The organism is Paenibacillus sp. N119s, assembly GCF_059447605.1.
Window position 1 is genome coordinate 1 of sequence record NZ_JCAJRU010000053.1, and the last position, 23,694, is coordinate 23,694.

Sequence of the window (23,694 nt, forward strand, 5' to 3'; positions counted from 1 at the left end):
AGACATATTGAAAGGTGCCGACGCGAAGATGACTGGCAGCGACACGAGTCAGAATGGCGCCGGGCTGCTCAGTTTCCCGGATGATCGCCTCACCCGTAGTTACCACCGCCAGGCTGCGGGTAGTAGCTATACCTAACGCATGCATCGCTTCGCTGATGATGTATTCGCGCAGCATCGGCCCCAGTGCTGCTCGGCCATCACCACGACGAGAGTACGGCGTTCTGCCTGAGCCCTTGAGCTGGATATCTACCCGTTGACCCGAGGGAGTCATCTGCTCGCCGAGCAGCAGAGCACGGCCGTCTCCTAGCATGTTAAAGTGTCCGAATTGATGTCCTGCGTAAGCTTGAGCAAGAGGCGTAGCACCGTCGGGAACTTGATTGCCGGCCAACATCGCTACGGCATCCTCTTTTTGCAGCGCCGTATCGTTCAATCCCAGTGAGACTGCCAACGGATGATTTAAAATGATCAGCTTTGGTGAGCGGACAGGATTTGGATTGAGCTTCGTAAACATAGATTCCGGCAGACGAGAATAACTGTTGTCGAAGTTCCACCCTATTTTATCTGCTATTTCTTTTTTCTCCGTCATAGTGTCTCCTTTTCTACTGTGGTATCTTGGATCTTCCCATTTTAGTTTTTACTTCTATCCATTTATTATCCACTTTTCACCATGCTGTTGTACCTCTTAGCCTGCTTTTTTTATCGTAATCGATGATCAAACATGAATTGTATTTGGATACCGAACGGGTCTTCTATAATACCATAGGCTTGGCTAAACACATTGCTAGATAAAGGTACAATGATTTTCACTCGCTCATCTGTTATGAGACTATGATAAAATTGTTCAATTTCTCCTCTGTCAGCACTTTGAATACATAATGAAGTGTTATTCCCTACGGTATATTCCTCATTAGGATTCATTGTTTCTTCTGCTATCATAACCTTTGTTCTTCCGATGGATAAGACTGAATGAGAAATATAATCTTTATTTTCAGCAGTAAGCTGTATTGAGCTGTCACGTTTAGCCATGTCTTGATAAGTCACGAGGAATCGTTCCTCTGCGTTAAAATGTTTTTTGTAAAAAGCTATGGCTTCCTTTGCTTTTCCGTTCATGGACAAGAAAATAGCTACTTCCAGTGTTGTACTCATGAGATCAATCTCCTTTTTATCATGTTTTTAGGTAGATATCTTATAGACTTGATCTATTACCTTGAACTTATTATCATCTATAAAGGTATCAAAACATGACACCTTTTATGAGGAGATTTATGTATGAAGAAATCCGAGAGATTAAATGACATGATCAGATACTTAAATAGTCGAGAGTACTTTAATTTAAATGATCTCATGGATAAATACCATATTTCAAAAAGTACAGCCTTACGCGATATTAGTTCATTAGAACAGTTAGGCATGCCTATTTATTCGGAACATGGCCGACATGGGCGATATGGTATCTTAAAAAAAAGATTGCTATCCCCTATTATTTTTACATTGGATGAAGTGTATGCTCTGTACTTTGCCATGTTGACCTTAGAAGCTTATCAATCCACACCCTTTCATTTGAGTGCTAATACACTTCATGAGAAGTTTAAACACTGTCTTTCTGAACTACAAATAAACCAGATTCATAAAATGAAAAAGGTTCTTCAATTTGAAATATATCAACATCATCATGTTAGTCGCTACTTAGACAAAATCCTAACTAGTATTCTTAATGAGACGTACTGTAAGATTCAATATTCAAAAAATAACCGAAACAAAAGTTACCATGTTCAATTTTTCAAGATTTCCGCTAAGTTTGGCCAATGGTACGCTACGGGAATAGAGTTAAATACGAACAAATATAGGGTTTTCAGATGTGATCGAATCACCATGGTAGAAGAAGAGGACATCAATTCTCATTTTTCTATAGACGAACTCCTTAGCCGCTCCTTAGAGATGTATCAAACGGAGAAGAGCATTGACTTTGAAGTAGAGATTGTAGAACAAGCCAAGGATATTTTTTATAAAGAACATTATCCCTCTATGAAAATAGAACAGGGTCATAAAACAGTCATTAAGGGATTCTATAATCCTGGAGAAGAGGAATTCATTGCTCAATATTTTATGAAATATGGTCATTATGTACGATCAGTGAAGCCTGAATCTTTAAAACAAATGATTAAAGATAAAGTAGCGCACCTCTTAGCCTACTACCAAAAATTATGAGACCATCGAAGGTTTGTTCAAGATGTTCTTTACATTTAAGCAGGGAAAAGAAGGCTTGAGCTCCTTTTCCCCTGCTAACGATGACATTGGAATTATGGCTTCTGTTTGGCGATAACAGCATAGGATACCGTTCTTGTGGTTCCAGTTGGGTTCCATGCAGTAAAGAACCATCTGTCTTCAGCTGCTGAATAGTTATCGAGAAGAAACCCTTGGTCATTTCCTGAGAAAATCCATGAACCGCTAATCAGATTGTAGCCGTTACCGTTAATCGTAGTGCTTCTAAAGCTATTTGGAGGAAGAGTGACTGGGGAGAAAGTGAAACGTGCAAACCCATCTCCAAGTTGAGTTACACGAATGGCTTTTCTAGTGCTCTTAACCACGTGACTTCTTTTTTTCAGTTTTTTTCCCAACTTTGCTTCCGCATTTTTAATTTTCAATAAGGTTGCCTTTCGCAAAGAAATCATCTCCTTCATTATTGTACTTATAGTTAATGAAGGATTAGATACTTTGGAATGGACAAAATCCTTAGTAATTTGGCTGAATTTTTTCTCATTTTTTCATTTCTACACCGATTTTGTTAGGCCGATATGGGTGATCATGGTGTCATACGGCTCTAACTCCATGGTTTGTTTGCCATAATCCGTTTCAATCGTCGTTTTTTGAAGTTGATCGCTATTGTTAATAACAACTAATGTTTTACTTTCAGGATAGTAAGCACACTCTGTATATAAGTTATCCGTAATGTACTTCGTTTCATTGAGCTCATTGCCCGCAAAGCGAATTATATTTAGCAGCAATCTTGTGTTTTCCCAACTGAATTTGAAAGAAGGAAGGTAAATCCCCTTGCCTTTACCGAAGGCATGAGTGGATAGTGTTATCATACCACTTGTTTCATCCACTACTGCTGCTGACCCATCAGTAAGATAAATGCCATGCTTTGGCGTTATACTTGCCCCTTCAGGTACCAAACTATGCTCATCTCTAACCTTATATGTCCATCTTCCATGAGCTACTCTGGAGCCTGTATCCTCATCCAGCCCGAGGACATGTGCCATTCTGAACAAGCTGTCATGACCTTCAACCGCCGAAGGCTGGTTAATGCCAATAAAGGTGCCACCCTCATAAACCCATTGGGTCAGTAAGTCCACACACTTGTTGTCATTCCAGTGCTTCCCACCACTCCATGCTGAACCAGCAGAGCCGGCATTGATCACTACATCACAATCCTGTAGAATTCCCTGACGGATATCCTCAAAATCAATGAACTGCACTTCAATCGGCAAACCAGATAAAGCTTCATTGATATGAATTAAATCATGCATATACGTTTCGTGGAAATGACCGGACAAGGTCCACGATCTTAATTTTCCCCAGCTGTGCAGAATAGCTACCTTCGTCTTTATGTGATAGGGCTTGCCTTCATGATGGAGTTCTTTGATTTCTCTGAATTCATTGGCAATCTTTTCGATGTAATCACAAAAATCCGGGTAAGGCTCGACAAGATGCAAATATCCGCCCAGGCCAATCCGATCAATCGGTTCTCTCAACAGGGCGCGCCGGATGTTAATCCAATACTTTTTGGCATCCAGCGTGGGATCGCCCCCTTCCATAAAGGTGGGAAGCCCGCCTAAGCCAACCGGAAATAAGTAGGGATGCAGCCGAATCTCATGCGTATTCACTTTTACACCTGAACACAGCCTCGCCTCATAACCTGAGAACACACATTTAATCAACCCGCCAAATCCAAACTCTTGAAAACGGTCATTATAAGGCTCCATCCCAACCCAACTGTCATCATAAAACACGTAGGCCAGCTTATCGTGCTGATGCACAATATCAATTAATTTTTTGCCAAATTCAATTACAAAATCATTGATAAATGCCATCCAGTCCAGCTTGCGCTGCTCAGCCGGGATATGTGTGACTCGATATTTCCCGCCATTCACAAAATCCTCGGCAGTCATCGAATACCCATTTCTCTTGGCAAACAGATCCAGTGCTCTTGAACTTACCGTAAAATCGTATGATCCCCAATCTGAGAAGAGATGGCGATTGCGCTCATTACTGCCCCAGATCCAGGCGAAGTTATAAAATAAGGAGGTGAACCGAACAACCGTGGTTTCCTTATGCTGGAGACACCAATCTTCCATCCAATCCAGTAGATACTGTTGCGTTTCTGTATACATAGGATCAATCTGCATTAAATGCTCTTTGTCCCAATGGTTCGTGGTGTGATTGTACATGGAAATCTCTTCCCAGATCCGATAGACCATAAAGCTTACCGTGTATTTATGCCAAGGAGCAATTCCGGTAATCACCACATTTCCGGATTCCCTTTCATAATTCCATTGTTCTCTTGGAACTTCTCCCCCGGTCGTTCTATCAAAAACCTGCCAGTAGTTCAACGCCTCTTTGGAATCATTTACTTTGAATTGTTCTGTAAAAAAATCCTCCATCAGATAGATGGATACATAATCCTGTATAGCTACCTTCGGATTCGTAATTAAAAAACACTGTTGCAGCTTTTCCAGATTACGGGACGCCCACTTGTTATGATCTCTGATGATACAGATTGTGGAATAAATGCCGTACCCAGCGTTTATAATCTCATCGGACAACTGTGTGCCGTCACTGTCACGGATGACATCAGCGCCCCATCGTTCAGCTAATTTCAGGGTCAGTGCCTCATACCCAGATTCCCCCGGTAGCGTAAAGGCCCCCGTTGTTTGTTTAGACAACTTCGATCCCTCCTAATTCAACATATCGGATAGAAAAGCCAACGCCAAGCCTTGTCCCCAGCCCTGAATCCAGTCTTTTGGAATATTGCGATACCCTTCACGATCTTTCATAACCGCTGTACCGCCCGATACACCCAGTACCCGTCCATCTTCGCTAATATGGTTTAAGATGCCCTCCAATGCCTTTTGCACGTATTTGGTATGCAGCGGATTGCCATTATTGATCATGGCCGCCGCGATACCGCAAGATGCAGACACTTCTTCATAGGACTCCTCGTCATCCAGTACCGTCCGCCACAGGCCATTCTCTGTTTGCACACCCTTCAATGCCGCCAGTTGATCCCGAAGGGAACACTCCACGTCCATGCACTTCGGATACAAGTACCAGTCTTTCAAATGAATTTTGACTTGTGACATGGTATATGCTCCCCAAGCATTCGCTCTTCCCCAGAAAAATCCGGACATGTGATCCTGTTTGACATTGTTGTAGCCATGGTACCAGAAGCCGCTACTAGGGTCTTGCAGGTATTTAATATGCCAGTAATATTGATTTAAGGCATCCTGGATCATTTGCTCGTCCTTTAATTTGGTTCCTACACGAAGCAGAAAGAATGCCGCCATAAACAACGTGTCTGCCCATGCCTGTTCTGGAAAATCATTAGCAACGGATACCGTATGCTGGAGAACACGGTTTCCGAACCTGAGAGCAAGGTTTTGGATGTAATCCACCTTGCTCATCACAATATCCCAATATTTCTGGTCCCCTGTTTCTTCATACAATGTGATCAGCATATGGCCCATGGCACATGTGTTTACCGTCCAGTGCGGCAGACCCAGCTCGATGTATTCATCTGCCCACTGGACAAGCATATTCAAGTAATCTTTATTTCCTGTTTTCGTATAGGCTCTGGATACACCATAATAAGCCACACCGCAAGGCCAATCCCACGTTAAATCCATCGCCATCGTTTTTCTGACGACTTTGTCGATAACTCTTAATATCTCTTCCTTGTCATAAGTTAATTGAAGCATCGTTATTCCCCTCTTCTAGTGCACACGCCCCCAAAGGCGTTTGAGAGCAGTTCGTCACTGTTTTGGAAACGCTTTACTTATTCCATTGTACGCAGTAAAATAGTCTCAATCTAAGCACATTTGCAACAAAACTGCGCAATTCCAATCATTTATGTGAGGATTTTGCAAAATCCTGTTATGTATATCTGCTGGCTAAGCTTGATGTAACGTTGACCTATAATCAACTCAAATCCAAGTTGCGGGAGTATCGAATATGCCTAGAAAAAAGAAGCCCGTTATAGAATATCGACACTATAGCTTGCCCATCAGCTTTCCTGTCTTGCTATTAAGCGGCGAACGCTGGAAGATTTCAGATATTAAAAGTGAGCATCTCCATTTCCATAACCATTTGGAGATTGGTATTTGCTATTCGGATGGTGGCATCATGGAGATCAAAGGAGAAGCAGTCCCCTTCAAAGCCGGGGATGTGACTTTTATCCCTAGGTATCTTCCTCACACCACGTACAGCTCGCCAAATACAGCCAGCCTTTGGTCTTATATCTTTTTTTCGCCAGAGGACCTTTTCCAACACTCTCTTAAAAGCGCTTACAGCAACTTTGAGCCAAACTTGTGGGTGATGAAGGGAACGAACTGTATATTAAACAAGGAGCAGCATCCCAAGGTGTATACACTTGCGACTTCGATCGTAGAGGAATTACAACAACAGAATCCTTACTATCAGGAAAGCGCCTACGGCTTATTGCTATCCCTTTATATAGAACTTCTCAGAATTCACTCCAGGAATGAATCATTGAAAGATGCAGAAACAGTACATAGCCGGAAAAGCGATTTTGCCATTTCTCCAGCTTTGGAGTACATCACGAAAAATTATATGACACCTGTTAACATTGATTTTTTGGCTGACCTGTGCCATTTAAGTACAACTCATTTTCGCAGAAAATTTCATGAGATTATGGGAACGTCCCCTCTCGATTTCCTAAACAGCACCCGAATCGAAGAAGCCTGCAAGCAGCTAAAAAGCACAAATGACTCCATTCTTTCGATCTCCGAGCAAGTCGGCTATCGCTCCATTTCCAGCTTTAATCGATGCTTCTCCAAGCTTATGGGAGAGCCGCCAAAAGAATGGCGTAAAGGAGCGCAATCCGAAGCACAATCGGCGAAAGCGTCCATACTGGAGTTTACGGGGTGGGTTTAATTTTACCAAACTGAATCAAGCAGCTCGTCCACTTCCTGAATTCGGGTCACCGATGGTGTCTGTATAAGATTGCCTCTCACCATAACCATGGCTACATTCGACAAAGCTTTTATATTGTCCAAAGGGTTGTCCTCCAGCACGATTAAATCTGCCTGTTTTCCGGTATCAATGCTACCTGTAAGATGATCAATGCCTAAGATTTCCGCATTAGATTGGGTTACCCGTTCGATGACCTGACCCGCATTCAGTTTCGTTTGTCTCATATAGTGGTCTAGTTCCCGCCACATATCATAGTGAGTGACGTAAGACATTGCGGCATCCGTTCCAATTCCAATTTTGATCTCGTGTTCTACAGCCTGACGCAGCCCCTTCAGCATGGAGTCATACACAAGCCGCGAATTTTCCTTAACCATTTCATTCACCTTCGTCAGGCTTGTGTCCAGTTTCGCAATGGGATACCCGGCCTGCAAAGTAGGAATCAATGCAGTATAGCCCGATATAAAAAACAGGGAAAAGACATGATAATGGAAGCCAGTTTGCCCTGTTTTCCACTCCACTTTTCCCCAATTTCTTTCAAGTCTTCATTCATGTTTTCAGTGAGAACAACCCTGACATGAAGTGTCCCCATTATTGAAAGTTATTTTTTTCATAACGTACTACGCCGTAACTCATAAAAATACTGCACAATCGGATGCTTTAACTTCATCTTCTCGGTCATCTTTAATATTCGCTTTTTTCCTACTCGTCTGTCCACTAAAGCTAGAATATTTAATAAGATATCATTACTCTCTAAGCTTTCCTCTATAGAAGTAGTTAAAAATTTATTAGCTAAAACATTAAAATTAGACTTGCTTAATGAGGCCTGTGCTGACAAAAGCTCCTTTGCATGTTCTGAGATTTTTCTACCTCTTGCAATTACTTGTAGACGATCCTCCGGAACGTTCCCATTAGTATCTTTTCTGATCGTTTCAATTTCTTCATTGCTGATAGGAACTTGGATATCTGGATCATTCTTAATTTCCAACTCCGTCTGATACCATTTGATTGGACTAGTGATATCATTCATATTGAGTATGTTCTTCTTATCTACAGTTATATAACAAACTCCAGATTTATCAGGCAAATAACGGTAACTGGTCGCTCGGTATTCGACCCTTCCGTCTAACGCAGGACAGCGGAAGCTCTCCAGTTGTTGCTTCAATTTACTCCAGGACATATATCCTCCTATGTTTTCAATGCCTACTAACAGCCCATCCCCAACTTGGCAATTTAATTTCCACGGTCCTCTACCTCATCATGGTCCTTGCTTCCAAACTCATCAAGCAATGTACGCACTTCACTTGTTGATTTGGCGTTCATTAAGCTGTTTCTGAGTTCACTTGCCCCTCGGAATCCACGGACATATATTTTGAAGAAGCGAGCGAGAGGGCTGAACGAACGTGGCTCCTGCGCTGAATAATGATCATGGAGATCTAGATGAAGCCGCAGCAGTTCAAGCAATTCCTCACTGCTGTGTTCCTTCGGCTCCTTCTCAAACGCAAATGGATTCTGGAAAATACCACGCCCAATCATAATGCCATCCACTCCATATTGCTCAGCGAGCTTCAAGCCAGTCTGACGGTCCGGAATATCTCCGTTAATGGTCAGCAGTGTATCTGGTGCCACCTCATCACGAAGTTTCTTAATCTCCGGAATCAGTTCCCAGTGAGCGTCTACTTTGCTCATTTCCTCTCTTGTCCGCAGATGAATGGACAAATTCACAATGTCTTGTTTCAAAATATGGGTCAACCAGTCGCGCCATTCGTCTACGGCTGTGAAACCGAGCCTTGTTTTTACACTCACGGGCAGTCCCCCGGCTTTCGCGGCCTGAATGATATCCGCTGCGATTTCGGGACGGCAGATCAGGCCGCTTCCCTTCCCATTCTCGGCTACATTCGCTACAGGACAACCCATATTAATATCGATGCCTTTGAAGCCTTCTTTCGCCATACCGATGCTCATTTCACGGAAATATTCCGGCTTATCTCCCCAGATATGGGCCACCATGGGCTGTTCATCCTCTGTAAAAGTCAAACGCCCGCGTACACTTTTATTCCCCTCCGGGTGACAATAACTCTCTGTATTCGCAAACTCCGTAAAAAACACATCCGGTCTGGCTGCTTCACTTACGACATGGCGAAACACAACATCCGTCACATCTTCCATCGGTGCCAGTATAAAAAAGGGTCGTGGCAAATCACGCCAAAAATTATTCATCATATCAAAAACTCCTCTATACATACCAGGACAAATCTTTGGTCCCAAAATAGTAAAGCTAACCTGTTCATGTCCTTGCTTCTTCTTCACATATAACATGTTTAAGAAACGTAGTTCAAACGGCCGTATATGTTAAGCATAGACATCTAAATGAGTATATCATACTCAATAGAGGAGCATACTCCCCAAAAGACTCGCAAAAAAAGGAAGAGCCTCGCCCCTCCTTGCCATCTTCTATAACGTCCTGCGCCGCAGTTCATGGAAATACAATACTGCACGGCATAACTTCCCCCAGCCTACGCCGTTCCCAAGAGATTGGCTTAAAAAAAGAGCCGAGGAATAATATCCTTGACCCTTTTCGTCAATTTCTACACATGAATACCTAAAATTTTCAGCTGTTCATTGATTTTGGCTTCAAGTTCAGCGATTTCTTTTTTATCTTGCTCTAAAAGCTTACTCACTTCGGCAAGATCAATGACTTGTTCTTCTTCAAACGTATCCACGTAGCGAGGAATATTTAAGTTAAACTCATTTTCTTTGGTTTGGTTTGTTTTTTTACCTTCCCTTTTTCAAACGCCAATACACCTCAACTATTAGCCTTTTCTGACCAACAGCACAACACTCTCCACATGAACCGTATGCGGAAACATATCTACAGGTTGAACTTCCACAGTACTATATCCGCCATCCTCCAATATCCTTAAATCCCGCGCCAGTGTGCTTGGATTGCAGGATACATACACCACGCGCTCTGGCTTCATCTCCAGAATGGTGTCGAGCAGGCGTGGATCGCAGCCCTTGCGGGGTGGATCGACGACGATAACGTCGGCGGTGATGCCTTGCTCTTTCCATGCAGGAATGACGTCCTCGGAAGCGCCTACCTCAAACTTTACATTACGCATTTCGTTCAATAGCGCATTACTCCGTGCATCGTCGATAGCTTCTTTGACAATCTCCACCCCATACACCTGGTCTGCATGTTGAGCGAGGAACAAAGAGATCGTGCCGATGCCGCAATACGCATCAATTACCGTTTCTTTGCCTGTGAGCCCGGCATATTCGACGGTTTTGCTATACAGCACTTCCGTTTGCACAGGATTCACCTGATAAAAGGAGCGTGCGGAGATCGCAAACTGTACGTTTCCAATGTAGTCGTAGATCACGTCACGACCCCACAGTACACGAGTCTCGTCGCCAAAAATAACGTTCGTTCGCTTCGTGTTCACGTTCTGGCATATGCTTGCCACGTGTGGGATATGCTCACGAATACTGCCGATCCACGCATCTGCGTGCGGAATATCTCGCCCATTCGTGACAAGCACCAGCATCATTTCACCTGTGCGAAAAGCGGTCTTCACCACGACATGGCGCAACAGCCCGCGTCCGGTTTCTTCATTATATGCACTGATGCCCAGCATTCGGCCAATCTCTTTGACACGTGCGACCACTTCGTCATTGCGCTCATCCTGAATAAGACAGGTGTTCATATCCACGATCCGATGGCTGCCACGTGCGTAGAAGCCGCCGACAAGCCCGCCCTCGGTGACACCAATCGGCACCTGGGCTTTGTTGCGGTACCGCCACGGCTCACTCATACCAAGCGTAGGATGCACGACTACGTCATGCACACGCGACATGCTGTCGGCATTTCCATCCGCAGATGCAGCCAAAATCTCTGCAGTATGCTCACTGGACTCCCTAGCCACACTCAGCTTCCCGATACGCTCCAGCACATCCACCACATGCTGCCGCTTCCAGCCCAACTGCGCTTCGTAGCTCATATGCTGGAGCTGACAACCGCCGCATTGATCGTAGATGGCACACGGAGCTGCAATCCGGTCAGGGCTAGCCTGCACAATATCCAGCAGCTTGGCATAGCCGTACTGCTTTTTCGTTTTCAGCACCTTGACCCGTACCTTTTCACCCGGTAACGCACCCGGAACGAACAACGTAAAACCCTCAACACGCCCCACACCCTCGCCATCGTGGTTCATGCCGATGATGTCTATTACGATCTCATCGTTCTTTTGCACAGGCAGATCCAGATGCTGTGCACTAGGCCGGTTGCGATTGGAAGCTGCTTGAGTCTGTCTAACGCCGGAAGAACGACGGAAACCTCGTTCGCCCCTTTTCTTCCGATCCGAATCATTTACATTTCCATCCGTATTTCCATTGCTATTCCCATTTCTTCTTTCGACTTGAAGCATTCTATTCCCAACTCCAACTCGTGACTGTTCCAGTTCTCTCTCTTTTTTCACCTGCATGATCTTGTTGTGCTGCTTTCCTGGAACTGGAGTTGCTGTTGCTGTATTCCGGCGGCTTTTTCCACGTCCGCTACGGTTATTCGTCATGATGGTCACTTCTTTCTGTTCTTCTTTTCTCACTTATCTTCAATCAGCCATATCATTCAAATCGTCATGTAGACGACGTTTAAACATCAACTTGAAAATGCCGTTACTCCTCACGGAGAACGGCAAGGACCGATATGTTTCCTACAAAAAACAACTATCTTCTCTGCGTTCCGCATATCAAACCACTCAATTAATCGGAAACAGAATCTTCCCTTCTCATTTCCTCACCGGAACACATTCAAATGATGCGGCAAATTCCGGAAAGTAGCTGGCAAGGTGCCTCCTAATTCGCCATCCAGGTTAAGCTGAACATAGCCAGGTGAGGTCACTTCCATGTAATCTGTTCTGAAATAAACGATTTTCTTGTCCTGCAAATGCTCTCCGCGCAGCGCAAGTGTAACCAAGCGAATCATTTCCGCCAGATTGCATTTCCGCACAGCGATGACATCGAGCAGTCCATCATCTATTGTCGCCCCGGGAGCAAGCTTTTCAAACCCGCCGACCGAATTCGTATTGGCGATCAGGAAAAGCATAAATTCATCATGGATCACTTCCTGACCCGATGCCTTGATGATCAGCTCCTGCGGTGCAAGACTGACCATCTTCTCCATACCTTTGAAATAGTAGGCCAATTGGCCAATCATCGTTTTGAGCTTGCTTGGAACTTCATACGTAAGCTCGGTTAAAGTACCGCCGCCTGCGATGTTGATAAAATAGCGGTCATTGGCTTTTCCGATATCCAGCGGCTTCGGATTTTGACGAATTACGAGGTCACAATAATCCTCCCAATGCCTGGGAATGCCCAGTGCTCTGGCAAAATCATTCGTTGTCCCCAGAGGAAACACACCCAGAGGTGGGCGGTTTTCCCTTTCAGCCATCCCGTTAATAACCTCATACAATGTACCATCGCCACCTGCGGCAATGATCATATCATACCCACGCTCAATGGCCTCTGTTGCAGCACGCGTTGCGTCCCCTTCCCCTGTAGTTGCATGGCAAGAAGCCTCAATTCCACCTTCATCCAGGCGCTGCAGGACATCCGCAAGGCGACGCTTCATTTCCTCACGCCCAGAGGTCGGGTTGTAGATTAATCTAGCTCTTTTCATTCCGTTACGCCACCCGTATATTTAATGATATTTATATTCACATAGCAATTCATCACATTCAGTCTGTACAAAATATCATCATACTGGAAAAAGGCCTCTTTTACAATAAAAGAAGCCATTCACTATCCAAATAAGGGAATTTCAGGTTGGGAACACCATCGCCAAATTCAGATTATTTATTATCGGTCCACGCTTGCTTCTCCATCCTCTGTAACAGTTCACGAATTTGTCTGTCCATCCAGCTTGTAAGCAAAGGATGCGGCAATAAAGGATCTCCTGAATAACGGTAATCCAGCCCCTGTAAGCGTTTAGGAATCATATGACTTGTAAAATACCCAGAACTCAAAAACAGCGGTGCCACAATAACATTATGACCCCGCTCCTGATTCCAATACGCTGCCTTATCATGCACACGCTCGGGATTTAGCAAAGCGTGGTCTGTGATGATCCCACTCACGTCCTGCACCGTACGGGCCAACGAGGAAATCCCCCGCTCCCAGCGCTGAAGAAAGCCATTGTGCACGCTCCCGTGTCCTACGAGTAAAATAACCTCTCTCGCAGGATCAACCGACAACGGGCGAACCTTGTCCCACACCATGCGGGCAACATCTTCACCGTCATCCAATGGACTGCCAAAATATACACGTGCCTTTATTCGAAAGGGTTCCAGATCTGTTTCTTTGTCTGGTGCAGCCTTGACTCCCAGCGCATAGCTTATTTCATCTACATGCGTACTGCCTGACGACACAAACAAAGGAATAACCAGTATATCTGTTACCCCCAAGGATTCCAGACGATCAATGCCATTTTGAATCAATCTTCCTTTAACCGTTTCCAAAAAAGAAACCTCTACCGGCATTTCTTCCAGCAATTGAAGCTTTGCAACTGCCTGATCCACCTGTTCCACCCAATATGGCTCCCTAGAGCCATGGCTGATGACCAGTATCCCAGGGTTCCGCATTAGCGACCCAAACGTTCTAGAGTCATTTTATATCCGTCATTCCCATAGTTCAGACAACGCTTCACACGTGAAATGGTGGCTGTGCTGGCTCCCGTCTCAGCTTCAATCTGATTATATGTGCTGCCTTTGCCAAGCATACGGGCAACCTCCAGACGTTGGGAGAGGGATTGGATTTCATTAATCGTGCACAGATCATCAAAAAATACATAGCACTCTTCCAAATTTTTAAGAGTTAAGATAGCTTCGAATAATTGATCAATACTTTTATCATTAAGCTTTTTGAGCTGCATAGATTATCATCTCCCAAAGGTTACAATCTCTCCTCATTGTACCTGAGAAATAGTTAGTTTTTCAAGCATTAACGGTTTCACGCATCACAGAACAACATTACATGACCACAGAAGCATACCGTACGAATGCCCAAATCCGCTTTTATACCTGATTTCAGGACACGTGCCTAAACCCACTGTGCGTTTGTTACATACAGTAGAGTATCAATCTGCAAAGGAATGTGATCTCATGCCTGGACATTACTACCATCGGAGAGCGCAAACGCGTTCCATTTCCGATCCGTATAATTCAACTTCTTATCCTGGACTCGATCCCTACAGCGAGGTTCCGCAAGCCGATTCCTCCGCAGTGGTACCTTATGAGGCACCAGCGAGTGTAACAGATTCCACCGTGATCACGCCAGACCCCGCCCCGGCCAAAGGAGGACTGCTTGGCGGTCTTGGCAGTCTTGGTAATCTCAACGATATTAAGGGTTTAATTGACCGTATGGGCGGTATTGACGGGATTGTTGCTACTGTCGGCAAGGTACAAAAGATCATGTCTAGCGTGCAGCAATTTGCTCCGATGGCAAAACTGATTATGGGCGCGCTCCCCGCATTCAACAAAAACGCAAGCAAAAATTCCAAAACAGAGTTTACTGAGGAACTGGATGAATATACACCACCACGCCGACGCCGGAAAAAGACACAGCGCAAAAGCACCACTACCCCGCGCAGACGTCCGCGCAAGCGCACAAGAAAGTAGGCTAATTATTTAAACCAGCCTCGGCGAATAAACCACACCACCATCGCCACACTCAATAAGAACATAAAGAACATTACGCTAAAATATCCATATTTCCAGCCCAACTCGGGCATATTGGAAAAATTCATACCATAGATTCCTGCAATCAACGTTAAGGGCATAAAAATAGTCGTAATTACAGTCAGCGTCTTCATAATTGAGTTCATGCGATTGGAATTAAGCGATATGTAACTGTCTCTCAGGTCGGCTGTCATCTCGCGGTCGGCCTCCAGCATGTCTGTCAGCTTCAATAAATGATCATAGATATCCGTAAAATAAGCCATATGATCCCCCTGACCCTGCACATGCTGCGAATTTAAAACACGGTACATCAGATCACGCATCGGGACGATTGTACGGCGCAGCTTGAGCAACCTGCCACGCAGGTCAAACACCTGCTTCATTAATTCCTCTACCGATTCATGTGCGCCCAAACCTTCCAGCTCGGCTAGTTCATCCTCAATGATAAAAAGGCTCGGAAAATAGTTGTCTACTAGCTTGTCCATCACCGTATAAGCCGCAGCCAGCGGTCCGCGAGACCATATTTTGCGTTCATGCGCATGCTCGACAATCCGTTCCCAGGCTTGATCCAGCTCCTCTAGTTCATGATGGTGATAAGTAACCAAAAAACGGCTGTTAATAAATATATCTACCTCTTCCGCCTCTAATGTATCCGCATCAAGCGCATGCACCACCAGAAATTGTACATCTTCGTAATAATCCAGTTTGGGACGTTGCAGAACATGCATACAATCCTCCACAGCCAGCGGATGAAAATGAAAATAACTCGTTAGCAGCTCTGACTCGCTCTCTGTAGGCTCGTTAAAGTCGGCCCAAATCCATATGTAATCTTCCATGACAATCTGCTCTAACGGTTGTCCCACCGTCACCTGATGATCATGACCTATCGTCAATGTACGTATCACCGTATGTCCCCCTAGCTTCAATACTGCCGTCTTATATGTCATTTATATTTTATATAAGCCATTCCACATTATACAAATCTCAAGTTCTATATTTCTATACACTAAATAAGAAAAGGACATGTCAGGTTTAATCCCCCTAACATATCCTTAAAATAATTCATTCGTTATCACTTAAATCCTTTTTCATTTCTTATACAGTTGTGGGATGCCCGGGTTCCACCATTCAAATCAAATGATACTTACTCGCTATATCCCCTTCGGCACAGCAAGCAAAGCCCTGCCGCCGATTGCCTCTGCCTATCCCCACTCATTTAAAAGTGGGGCAGCTTTTGCGAAGAAAGGAACAGCTTCAGTGGGCAGTAGCGGAGCGGTCCATTTGAATCTGGAGAAGCGAAGCGGTCGCCTTTGCCCCTGAATTCTAACCTTTTCATGTGTTATACAATCCAAAAAATTCAGGGGCAACAGCGATCGGAAGATCAAATGGAACGCGGAGCGTCACACACATCTCTATCTGCGCCCAAAGTAAACCCTGCCCACTTACAATACCTTCTCCAAGAAACTAATGGTCCGCTCGTTTTTCGGATTTCCAAATACCTCTTGTGGCGTTCCTTCTTCTACAATATAGCCACCGTCCATAAACACGACACGGTCGCTTACTTCCCGTGCAAAGCCCATCTCATGCGTTACGATCATCATTGTCATACCTTCGCGAGCCAGATCTTTCATTACGCCGAGCACTTCGCCGACCATTTCAGGATCAAGCGCCGAGGTTGGCTCGTCGAACAGCATAATGTCAGGATTCATTGCCAGCGCTCTTGCAATCGCCACACGCTGCTTCTGACCGCCGGAAAGCTTCCCTGGCAATACATCTGCCTTATCGGCCAAACCTACCCGATCCAGCAGCTTCATCGCCGTCTCACGGGCTTGTGCCTTCGTCTGTTTGCCCAGCTCAGTCGGTGCGAACATAATGTTCTTGAGCACCGTCATATGCGGGAACAGATTAAAGTGCTGAAACACCATCCCTATATTTTCACGGACCTTGTTAATGTCCACGTTTTTGTCACCCAATTTGTAGTCATCGACGATGACTTCGCCAGCCGTAATTTCCTCCAGCATGTTCATACAGCGTAAAAAGGTACTTTTCCCTGAACCTGAAGGACCAATGACACATACAACCTCGCCTTCACGTACTTGCATGTCGATACCTTTCAGCACCTGATTACTGCCATAGCTTTTTTTCAGGTTTTTAACGATAATTTTACCCACGGCGAACTCTCCCTTCAAGACGGTTGGAAATTTTGGTCAGGACTGTAATGACGATGAGATACATCACCGCAACGACCAGCCAAATATCAAAGGATTGGAACGTCCGCGCAATAATGATTTTACCCGATTGAGTCAATTCGACCAGACCGATAACCGACAGAATGGACGTATCCTTCAACGTAATAACCAACTGATTGATAAACGACGGGATCATGATTTTTACAGCTTGTGGCAAAATGATCTTCAGCATGGCTGTCCGATACGGCAAACCAAGCGAACGAGCTGCTTCCATTTGTCCTGGATCAATGGACTGAATTCCCCCGCGGATAATTTCGGTCACATAAGCACCAGCGTTCAGGGATAACGTCAATACCGCAGCGACAAAAAGCGGCATTTTAAAGTCGAGTGCCTGTGGAATACCGAAGTAAATAAAGAATGCTAGTACGATCAGTGGAATACCACGGAATACATCAACGAAAACCGTTGCAATCCCGCGGAACACTTTGTTATGGCTAACCTTCATAAAGCCAAACACCAATCCCAGTAAAAAGGCTACGAGCAAGGATACCAGGGTGTACAACAGCGTATTTCCCATCCCTTTGATCAAAGCGGGCAGCGAAGCTGAAATGAGCTCCCAGCGGCTGCGTTCTACAGGAGCCACGCCTTTGCCAGACTCACCAAGGTATTTGGACATGATTTTGTCGTATTCCCCGCTGTTGCGGAGATTCACAAGCCCTGCATTAAATTTCTCCAGCAGCTCGGCATTTCTGCCTTTGTTGACAGCGAAGCCGTAAGAACCGCCTTTTTCCTTATCGGTCACCAGCTTAAGACCATTATTCTGAGTCACACCGTAGGCCAGTACCGGAAAGTCATCAAAGCAGGCAACCGAATTACCTGTTTTAACTTCATCATACATTTGAGACGAATCGTCAAACGGAACTGTAGTAAAGCCATATTTAGCCTTAATGGATTCCGCGAACGTATAGCCTTCTGTTCCTGTTTTGACAGCCACACGCTGTCCTTTCAAGTCCTCATAGCGTTTAATCGTATCATTATCCTTACGGACCGCCATGACAACACCCGAGTCAAAATAGGGCTCGGAAAAATCAAATTTTTGCTTGCGTTCATCAGTAATACTCATCCCGGCAATGACACCATCCACTTGATTCGTTTCAAGGGCCTGCACTGCCGCGTTAAAGCCAAGTGGCTTAATGGTATACTCAAAATTCTGATCCTTAGCAATAGCTGCCAGTAAATCCATGTCAATTCCGACAAATTTACCATTAACATCTTCAAATTCAAAAGGCGCGAACGTTGTATCCGTGCCGATATCATATTTTGTTTTATTTTCTGCGTGGGCCACTACACCGAAATTACCGGCCAGGGCAACCACAGAAAACAAACAAATCATGAGTGCTATTAGTTTTCTTGGTTTTTGCATAAGATCCTCCAGTCAGTTGAACGGTTCAAAGTTTTCTGTTTATTCTACAGGAGTTATTAAAAATTGACTACTTTGATGTCAGGTATTTTTTTAAAAACATCTCATGGAACTATCTGGATGTGTGAACTTTGGAAATGTATTTTTGCCCTAGAATGCCAATAAGCCCCTGCCGCAAAAAGCGGACGGAAGCTTATTGTGTATCATATATTGTATGTTAATTTTCAAGAAAACATGTTGCAAAAAAACTAGAAAAGAATTTTGAAAATCAAACCTGACAACACCGCTGCAATCGGAATCGTTATTACCCAGGTTATGACAATACGACCAGCTAATGACCAGCGAACCGCGCTAAAACGCTTGGCAGACCCTACACCCAGAATCGCCGAAGTTATGGCATGAGTGGTACTTACTGGTAAATGAAGCAAAGTAGCTGTGAAAATAACAGAAGCCCCCGAAACGTCGGCTGCGAATCCATTGATGGGTTCAATTTTGAAAATCTTGGTTCCCATCGTCTTGATGATCTTCCAGCCCCCAATGGACGTACCAAGCGCCATGGCGGTTGCCGCTGAAATTTTCACCCACATAGGTACTTCCAAATGGTCTTGATACCCAGCCGAGACAAGTGCAAATGTAATGATCCCCATTGCCTTCTGAGCATCATTCGTACCATGCGTGAACGACTGAATAGCTGCCGTAATCACCTGCATGGTGCGGAAACCTTTGTTCACCGTATGCGGACTGCGATAAGCAAAGATGTATTTCAAGATCATCATCACGATGTAACCGACAACAAAAGCAATCAACGGGGAGAAAATTAACCCCTCAACAATCCCGATGAAGCCGCTCCAATTTAATTTATCCTCTCCCGCACCTACATACACCGCTCCAGCCAACGCACCAATCAGTGCATGGGAAGAAGAGGAAGGAATACCGAACCACCAGGTTAGAAGATTCCAGATAATCGCAGCGATCAGCGTCGCAATGACGATATCAGTACCGTTGGTCAGTTTGGTAGGGTCAGCCACACTTCCGCCAATGGTTTTGGCAACTCCAGTGAATATGATAGCCCCAAGAAAGTTCATAACCGCCGCCATAATAATCGCACGTCGCGGCGTCAATGCACGGGTCGAGACCGAAGTCGCAATCGCGTTCGCCGTATCATGAAACCCATTGATAAAATCAAATGCCAGAGCAAGAAAAATAACAATACCTAATACCAGTAAACTTGTATCCATGTAAAAGGACTCCCTTACGAGTTACGCATAATGATGGATTCCAGCATATTTGCAACATCCTCGCATGAATCCGTTGTCGTTTCAAGGCGTTCGTACAATTCTTTACGTTTAATCAGCTCAATAGGATCAGTTACAGTTGCAAACAGGTTTTTGATGCAAATACGCAGTAATTCATCCCCCTGATTTTCCAGATCATTCAGGCGAATGGTGTATTCGCGGATAGCCAACAATTTTTTCTGTGAAAGCAAATGTACAGCCTTCTGAATTTCATAAGCTGATTGACGCAAAATATCAGCAAACTGCACAATATACTCGTCCGGCTCTGTAATGTTGTACATATAAAAACGAGAGGCTGTCGCTTCAAGACCGTCCAACACATCATCCATGGTCGTTGTCAGTTCCATGATGTCGTCGCGTTCCAGCGGCGTAATGAAGGTCTTGTTCAACTCAGTAATAATCGTGTGTGTGTAATCATCACACTTATTTTCATACTTCTTCATCTCATTGGTAAACAAAGTCACATCTTGAAAATTTGAAGTATGTTGGGCAAAATAATCGGCTGCTTGCACGATCGTATCTGCCATATTTTCCAACGTCTCGAAGAATATATCCTTTTTCTTCAATCTCATAACGATTACCCCTTTACGAAAATATCCGCAACCTGTTTCGACTGCAATAGACAACCTTTGCTATCTTATCACACTCATCAATGTTTTTGTAATGTTTGTAAAAGCAAATTTCAAGATATACGTATACAATGCCCGACATGGAGAGTCATTATCCGACATTTTTTTCCTAAAAAGGTGTATTACGTTTTCTAATTCGCTTCAAACGTTACATGTTCCGCTAGTGGAGTATCTGCAGGTACCACATGTATATAGGATGTACCCGGTGTTAGCGGGATTTCAACCCCATTTTTCATAAAACGTATCGCATCGCCAGATGTATGCTGCCACTCAGCACGGATTAACTTTCCTTGTTGAAACACCATAGCTTCTCCACTATCATCCAGTTCAACACTTAGTCTGCCTACATCATCCAGCGTTTGATGCCTCGTGCTCATCACAATAACATTCGCCGCTGAGAGCTGTTGGTTATTATTTTGATCCAAATGTGACTTTTCGTTCACAAAACGCTTATATCGTTGATTCACTGGATCGTAGGTATAAGATACGCGGTAGCTTTTCAGCAAAAATCGGATATGCACAGATGCGGCACTCTCGTCCACCATAACTGGAGTTTCTCCGGTTTTAAGATAAGGATATACGGGAACTTCCGTCTGTCTAATATACCCTTTGCTTTCGCTTCCTTGGCGGAGCCTGCTTACATCTGTGTATAAATTATGTGGAGGTCGACGATCTTTACTTCGCCAAAAGTAAGCTCCTCCATTTGAAATCTCATCCAGATGTTCCTTCCGCTGCTGCTGTAAAATCGCATAGGCATCTGTACTTCCCCCTGCATGTATCGGCAACGCGCCATAAGTTTCGCCCAGTTCAATCAAATACGGCCGAATGCTCCGGACTGGACCAATCTTCACATCACCCCCATGACTTTGGAAAAAAGCTACCAAACGGGTAATTCCGCCTTCTGCAAGAACTTCATATACCATATCTGCCTGGCTAAGCCCTGCCTGCGGACGCGCAGCCGGTGCATTGTTGATCATAATAGCTAGCGGCCGCTCCACAACTGGCTTCTCCACCGGAAGCCCGGTAAGCGGAGCTGTAAATGCCGGAACAGCAGGCTCCTTAGGCTGTTCAAGCGCCTTCTTCTCTAGTTCTTGCTGGGTCGGTTGGGGAACGGATTCAGATTCCCCCGTATTGGACAAAGCAGAACAAGACACCATTATCATGCATAGCAGAGCTGAAGCCATCACACGCAACCAATAATTTCGTTGGGAAATGGGACCGGACAAGTTCATCCCTCCACTTCGTTTATTTTTCTCATTATAAGCTTTTCTTCCTGTTTTTGTCTTGATTGAAGCATGACCTCTCTATAGAATACTTATCTAAAGACATTAAAATTTAAAAAATATTCATACTTTGTGATTTTTATCACAAATAACTGTAACTGAAGCTAATACAATAAAGGTGTAGCAAAGATGATCATCCCAAACAAACTGAAATACAGCCCATCATTATAGATTAAGAAAGAGGAGTGATTTGAATGTTTAACAATTGGTTACGTGAGAACAAGGTTGCAATGTGGCTGCTAACTGTAGTACGGGTTTATCTAGGTTATGAATGGATGACCCACGGGCTTGAGAAGCTGACTGGCGGATTCGACGCAGGCGGATTTATCTCGGGGGCTATTGCCAAAACAGGTGGAGAACATCCCGCTGTACAAGGCTGGTGGGGATCGTTCCTTGAAGCCTTTGCCCTGCCGAATGTAGGTTTGTTCAACGTTCTGATTCCACTGGGTGAGTTCTTGGTTGGGGTTGGCCTGCTGCTTGGTACTTTGACTACACTGGCTACTTTGATGGCTATGGTCATGAACTTCTCGTTCCTGTTCTCGGGTACAGTAAGCACCAATGCCATCTACCTGCTGGTTGAAATCTTCCTAATCGTTGCTGGTGCAAATGCCGGAAGAATCGGCTTTGACCGTTGGGTACTGCCCTTCCTGCGTGGACTGTTTGGTAAAAATAAAGATACCTTTGCGGACCCCACTCGAAAAATAGCTTAACTATCCAAAAAACAACCGTTATCCTCCGGCTAATGGTTGTTTTTTTGTGCAGCTATGTTGCTTCTCTCTAAGGTGTTACCATGTTGCACCCTCCTCTATTTAAAATAACAAAGGAGTACTCAAGTCCATCCTGACTTGGGGACTCCTTTTTCGGATTCATCTTCTCCTCAAACGTTTACAAGTTGGATACAACATGGAATGGATCTACGGCAGGCATTTATGACATTACTGAATCAAAATGAGGATAAGCGTACTACGCAAGTATCTGCCTGGCTAAAAAAGAACGTGCCTGCTAATTAATCAAGAAGCATACAGCAAAAGAACTTCCAACCCCACACACCATGTGGTTTCAGAAGTTCTTTTCTACATTTACAGACCACTTTCTTGACCAAAAGCCCAACAATTGAGACTTAATGAGCCCAGGACATACGACTGAAAAAGCTTACGCGCAGAGCGATCATGATCCGCAGCCCCCATTACGTAAAACAAAGGGGAAAAATGCTCTATTCCATACGAAGGAACCGCCTGCTTGGCATATGGAGCCTTCTTGTCATATTGGAATAGATGACGCAAATTCCAGTCTTGAAGCTGCTCTGCGATCCAGTCATCATATTGAACCGCCCAATCGGCTGGCTCACTCGTCTGCTTGAGTGTCCGCAAGTTGTGGACCAAACCTCCACTACCGAGAATCAAGATCCCTTGTTCACGCAGTGGCGCTAGCATTCGCCCAATCTCGTATTGCTCCTGAGGATCGCGCCGTGAATCAATAGACAAGGGTACGACCGGTATGTCCGCATCAGGATATATATGCCGCAAAACCACCCATGCTCCATGATCCAGTCCCCGGTTCCGAACCGGCTGGTGGAACAGGTTATGCTGACTGAACAGATGCCCTATCTCCTCATACAGCTTTGGATCGCCTGGTGCAGGGTAATCAAGAGTGTACATTTCTTCGGGAAAGCCGTAGAAATCGTGCAACGCTGCATGCTGATCATCCGCGCCAATACATTGATCGGGGCTATCCCAATGCGCGGAAAAAATAACAATTCCTTTGGGTCGGGGCAGGCTCGCGCCCAGCTTTGCAAGAAAGCTGGTATATGCGTTATTTTCTACAGCCAGTGTCGGTGAACCATGCGCAACAAAAATTGAGGGTAATGTCATCGCTGCCAACCTCCACACGCCAGTATAGTGTTACTCTTTTATTTTACTCCGGCGGAGGCGCAATT

At 44.7% G+C, this 23,694-nt stretch carries 25 protein-coding genes; 5 read left to right on the plus strand and 20 right to left on the minus strand.

Annotated elements, in window-relative coordinates:
• Positions 1-586: protein adenylyltransferase SelO family protein (locus AC5V8P_RS08860; RefSeq protein WP_495473603.1), on the minus strand; the 586-nt coding region annotated here is incomplete at its 3' end.
• A 110-nt stretch (positions 587-696) separates the two neighbouring features.
• Entirely contained in the window at positions 697-1,146 is a 450-nt protein-coding gene (locus AC5V8P_RS08865) for a VOC family protein (RefSeq protein ID WP_063212919.1), read from the minus strand.
• Positions 1,147-1,269: 123 nt separating this feature from the next.
• Here AC5V8P_RS08865 and AC5V8P_RS08870 point away from each other — a divergent pair, with 123 nt between their 5' ends.
• Positions 1,270-2,208 (plus strand): helix-turn-helix transcriptional regulator, encoded by a 939-nt coding sequence (locus AC5V8P_RS08870; RefSeq protein ID WP_063212920.1) that lies wholly within the window; start codon positions 1,270-1,272, stop codon positions 2,206-2,208.
• A gap of 92 nt (positions 2,209-2,300) precedes the next feature.
• Here the strand turns inward: AC5V8P_RS08870 and AC5V8P_RS08875 are convergent, their stop codons facing one another.
• From AC5V8P_RS08875 to AC5V8P_RS08885, 3 genes are all read right to left on the minus strand, one after another.
• The gene (locus AC5V8P_RS08875; RefSeq protein WP_231116762.1) at positions 2,301-2,672 is read right to left on the minus strand and encodes a hypothetical protein; all 372 of its coding nucleotides are present in this window, start codon (positions 2,670-2,672) and stop codon (positions 2,301-2,303) included.
• Positions 2,673-2,771: 99 nt separating this feature from the next.
• Positions 2,772-4,946: a 1,3-beta-galactosyl-N-acetylhexosamine phosphorylase gene (gene gnpA, locus AC5V8P_RS08880; protein WP_064795837.1), complete on the minus strand. Its 2,175-nt coding sequence runs from the start codon at positions 4,944-4,946 to the stop codon at positions 2,772-2,774.
• Between the two features lie 12 nt (positions 4,947-4,958).
• Positions 4,959-5,978, minus strand: coding sequence for a glycoside hydrolase family 88/105 protein (locus AC5V8P_RS08885; RefSeq protein ID WP_064795836.1), 1,020 nt, complete (start codon positions 5,976-5,978; stop codon positions 4,959-4,961).
• A 253-nt stretch (positions 5,979-6,231) separates the two neighbouring features.
• On the opposite strand from AC5V8P_RS08885, the gene AC5V8P_RS08890 reads away from it, so the two are divergent.
• Positions 6,232-7,173: an AraC family transcriptional regulator gene (locus AC5V8P_RS08890; protein WP_064795835.1), complete on the plus strand. Its 942-nt coding sequence runs from the start codon at positions 6,232-6,234 to the stop codon at positions 7,171-7,173.
• Between the two features lie 2 nt (positions 7,174-7,175).
• Here the strand turns inward: AC5V8P_RS08890 and AC5V8P_RS08895 are convergent, their stop codons facing one another.
• The 8 genes from AC5V8P_RS08895 to AC5V8P_RS08930 form a co-directional block, all read right to left on the minus strand.
• Positions 7,176-7,730: an amidohydrolase family protein gene (locus tag AC5V8P_RS08895; RefSeq protein WP_064795834.1), complete on the minus strand. Its 555-nt coding sequence runs from the start codon at positions 7,728-7,730 to the stop codon at positions 7,176-7,178.
• 89 nt (positions 7,731-7,819) lie between these two features.
• Positions 7,820-8,389 (minus strand): SF0329 family protein, encoded by a 570-nt coding sequence (locus tag AC5V8P_RS08900; RefSeq protein WP_064795833.1) that lies wholly within the window; start codon positions 8,387-8,389, stop codon positions 7,820-7,822.
• A gap of 53 nt (positions 8,390-8,442) precedes the next feature.
• Positions 8,443-9,432, minus strand: coding sequence for a tRNA dihydrouridine synthase (locus AC5V8P_RS08905; RefSeq protein ID WP_064795832.1), 990 nt, complete (start codon positions 9,430-9,432; stop codon positions 8,443-8,445).
• Between the two features lie 365 nt (positions 9,433-9,797).
• Positions 9,798-9,932, minus strand: coding sequence for a hypothetical protein (locus AC5V8P_RS08910; RefSeq protein ID WP_269203130.1), 135 nt, complete (start codon positions 9,930-9,932; stop codon positions 9,798-9,800).
• A 90-nt stretch (positions 9,933-10,022) separates the two neighbouring features.
• Positions 10,023-11,780, minus strand: coding sequence for a 23S rRNA (uracil(1939)-C(5))-methyltransferase RlmD (gene rlmD, locus AC5V8P_RS08915; protein WP_064795831.1), 1,758 nt, complete (start codon positions 11,778-11,780; stop codon positions 10,023-10,025).
• A gap of 224 nt (positions 11,781-12,004) precedes the next feature.
• Positions 12,005-12,886: a diacylglycerol kinase gene (locus AC5V8P_RS08920; protein WP_063209803.1), complete on the minus strand. Its 882-nt coding sequence runs from the start codon at positions 12,884-12,886 to the stop codon at positions 12,005-12,007.
• Between the two features lie 172 nt (positions 12,887-13,058).
• Positions 13,059-13,847 carry a sirohydrochlorin chelatase gene (locus AC5V8P_RS08925; RefSeq protein WP_081276733.1) on the minus strand — a complete coding sequence of 263 codons (789 nt, stop codon included), beginning with the start codon at positions 13,845-13,847 and terminating at the stop codon, positions 13,059-13,061.
• Positions 13,847-14,137, minus strand: a complete 291-nt coding sequence (locus tag AC5V8P_RS08930; protein WP_007428885.1) for a YerC/YecD family TrpR-related protein — start codon at positions 14,135-14,137, stop codon at positions 13,847-13,849. The genes AC5V8P_RS08925 and AC5V8P_RS08930 overlap by 1 nt, the downstream gene beginning before the upstream one ends.
• Positions 14,138-14,366: 229 nt before the next feature.
• Here AC5V8P_RS08930 and AC5V8P_RS08935 point away from each other — a divergent pair, with 229 nt between their 5' ends.
• Positions 14,367-14,882, plus strand: a complete 516-nt coding sequence (locus AC5V8P_RS08935; RefSeq protein ID WP_064795830.1) for a hypothetical protein — start codon at positions 14,367-14,369, stop codon at positions 14,880-14,882.
• Positions 14,883-14,887: 5 nt separating this feature from the next.
• Here the strand turns inward: AC5V8P_RS08935 and corA are convergent, their stop codons facing one another.
• Positions 14,888-15,847 carry a magnesium/cobalt transporter CorA gene (gene corA, locus AC5V8P_RS08940; RefSeq protein WP_064795829.1) on the minus strand — a complete coding sequence of 320 codons (960 nt, stop codon included), beginning with the start codon at positions 15,845-15,847 and terminating at the stop codon, positions 14,888-14,890.
• 232 nt (positions 15,848-16,079) lie between these two features.
• Here corA and AC5V8P_RS08945 point away from each other — a divergent pair, with 232 nt between their 5' ends.
• Positions 16,080-16,262 carry a hypothetical protein gene (locus tag AC5V8P_RS08945; protein WP_196771810.1) on the plus strand — a complete coding sequence of 61 codons (183 nt, stop codon included), beginning with the start codon at positions 16,080-16,082 and terminating at the stop codon, positions 16,260-16,262.
• Between the two features lie 122 nt (positions 16,263-16,384).
• Here AC5V8P_RS08945 and AC5V8P_RS08950 read toward each other — a convergent pair whose 3' ends face one another.
• The 5 genes from AC5V8P_RS08950 to AC5V8P_RS08970 all read right to left on the minus strand — a co-directional run bounded on the left by AC5V8P_RS08950 (position 16,385) and on the right by AC5V8P_RS08970 (position 21,701).
• On the minus strand, positions 16,385-17,113 hold the full coding sequence (locus AC5V8P_RS08950) for an amino acid ABC transporter ATP-binding protein (RefSeq protein WP_063209795.1): 729 nt from the start codon (positions 17,111-17,113) through the stop codon (positions 16,385-16,387).
• Positions 17,106-18,554 (minus strand): amino acid ABC transporter substrate-binding protein/permease, encoded by a 1,449-nt coding sequence (locus AC5V8P_RS08955; protein WP_064795828.1) that lies wholly within the window; start codon positions 18,552-18,554, stop codon positions 17,106-17,108. The genes AC5V8P_RS08950 and AC5V8P_RS08955 overlap by 8 nt, the downstream gene beginning before the upstream one ends.
• Before the next feature lie 245 nt (positions 18,555-18,799).
• The gene (locus AC5V8P_RS08960; RefSeq protein WP_063209791.1) at positions 18,800-19,789 is read right to left on the minus strand and encodes an inorganic phosphate transporter; all 990 of its coding nucleotides are present in this window, start codon (positions 19,787-19,789) and stop codon (positions 18,800-18,802) included.
• A 14-nt stretch (positions 19,790-19,803) separates the two neighbouring features.
• Positions 19,804-20,418: a DUF47 domain-containing protein gene (locus AC5V8P_RS08965; protein ID WP_013369515.1), complete on the minus strand. Its 615-nt coding sequence runs from the start codon at positions 20,416-20,418 to the stop codon at positions 19,804-19,806.
• Positions 20,419-20,606: 188 nt separating this feature from the next.
• Positions 20,607-21,701 (minus strand): DUF3048 domain-containing protein, encoded by a 1,095-nt coding sequence (locus AC5V8P_RS08970; RefSeq protein WP_064795827.1) that lies wholly within the window; start codon positions 21,699-21,701, stop codon positions 20,607-20,609.
• 251 nt (positions 21,702-21,952) lie between these two features.
• Between AC5V8P_RS08970 and AC5V8P_RS08975 the strand changes: the two genes are divergently transcribed.
• A complete protein-coding gene (locus tag AC5V8P_RS08975) occupies positions 21,953-22,468 on the plus strand; it encodes a DoxX family membrane protein (protein ID WP_063209786.1) in 516 nt (171 codons plus the stop codon).
• Positions 22,469-22,837: 369 nt separating this feature from the next.
• On the opposite strand, the gene AC5V8P_RS08980 is transcribed toward AC5V8P_RS08975, so the two are convergent.
• Positions 22,838-23,629, minus strand: a complete 792-nt coding sequence (locus AC5V8P_RS08980) for a dioxygenase family protein (RefSeq protein WP_064795826.1) — start codon at positions 23,627-23,629, stop codon at positions 22,838-22,840.
• Between the last annotated feature and the right edge of the window lie 65 nt (positions 23,630-23,694).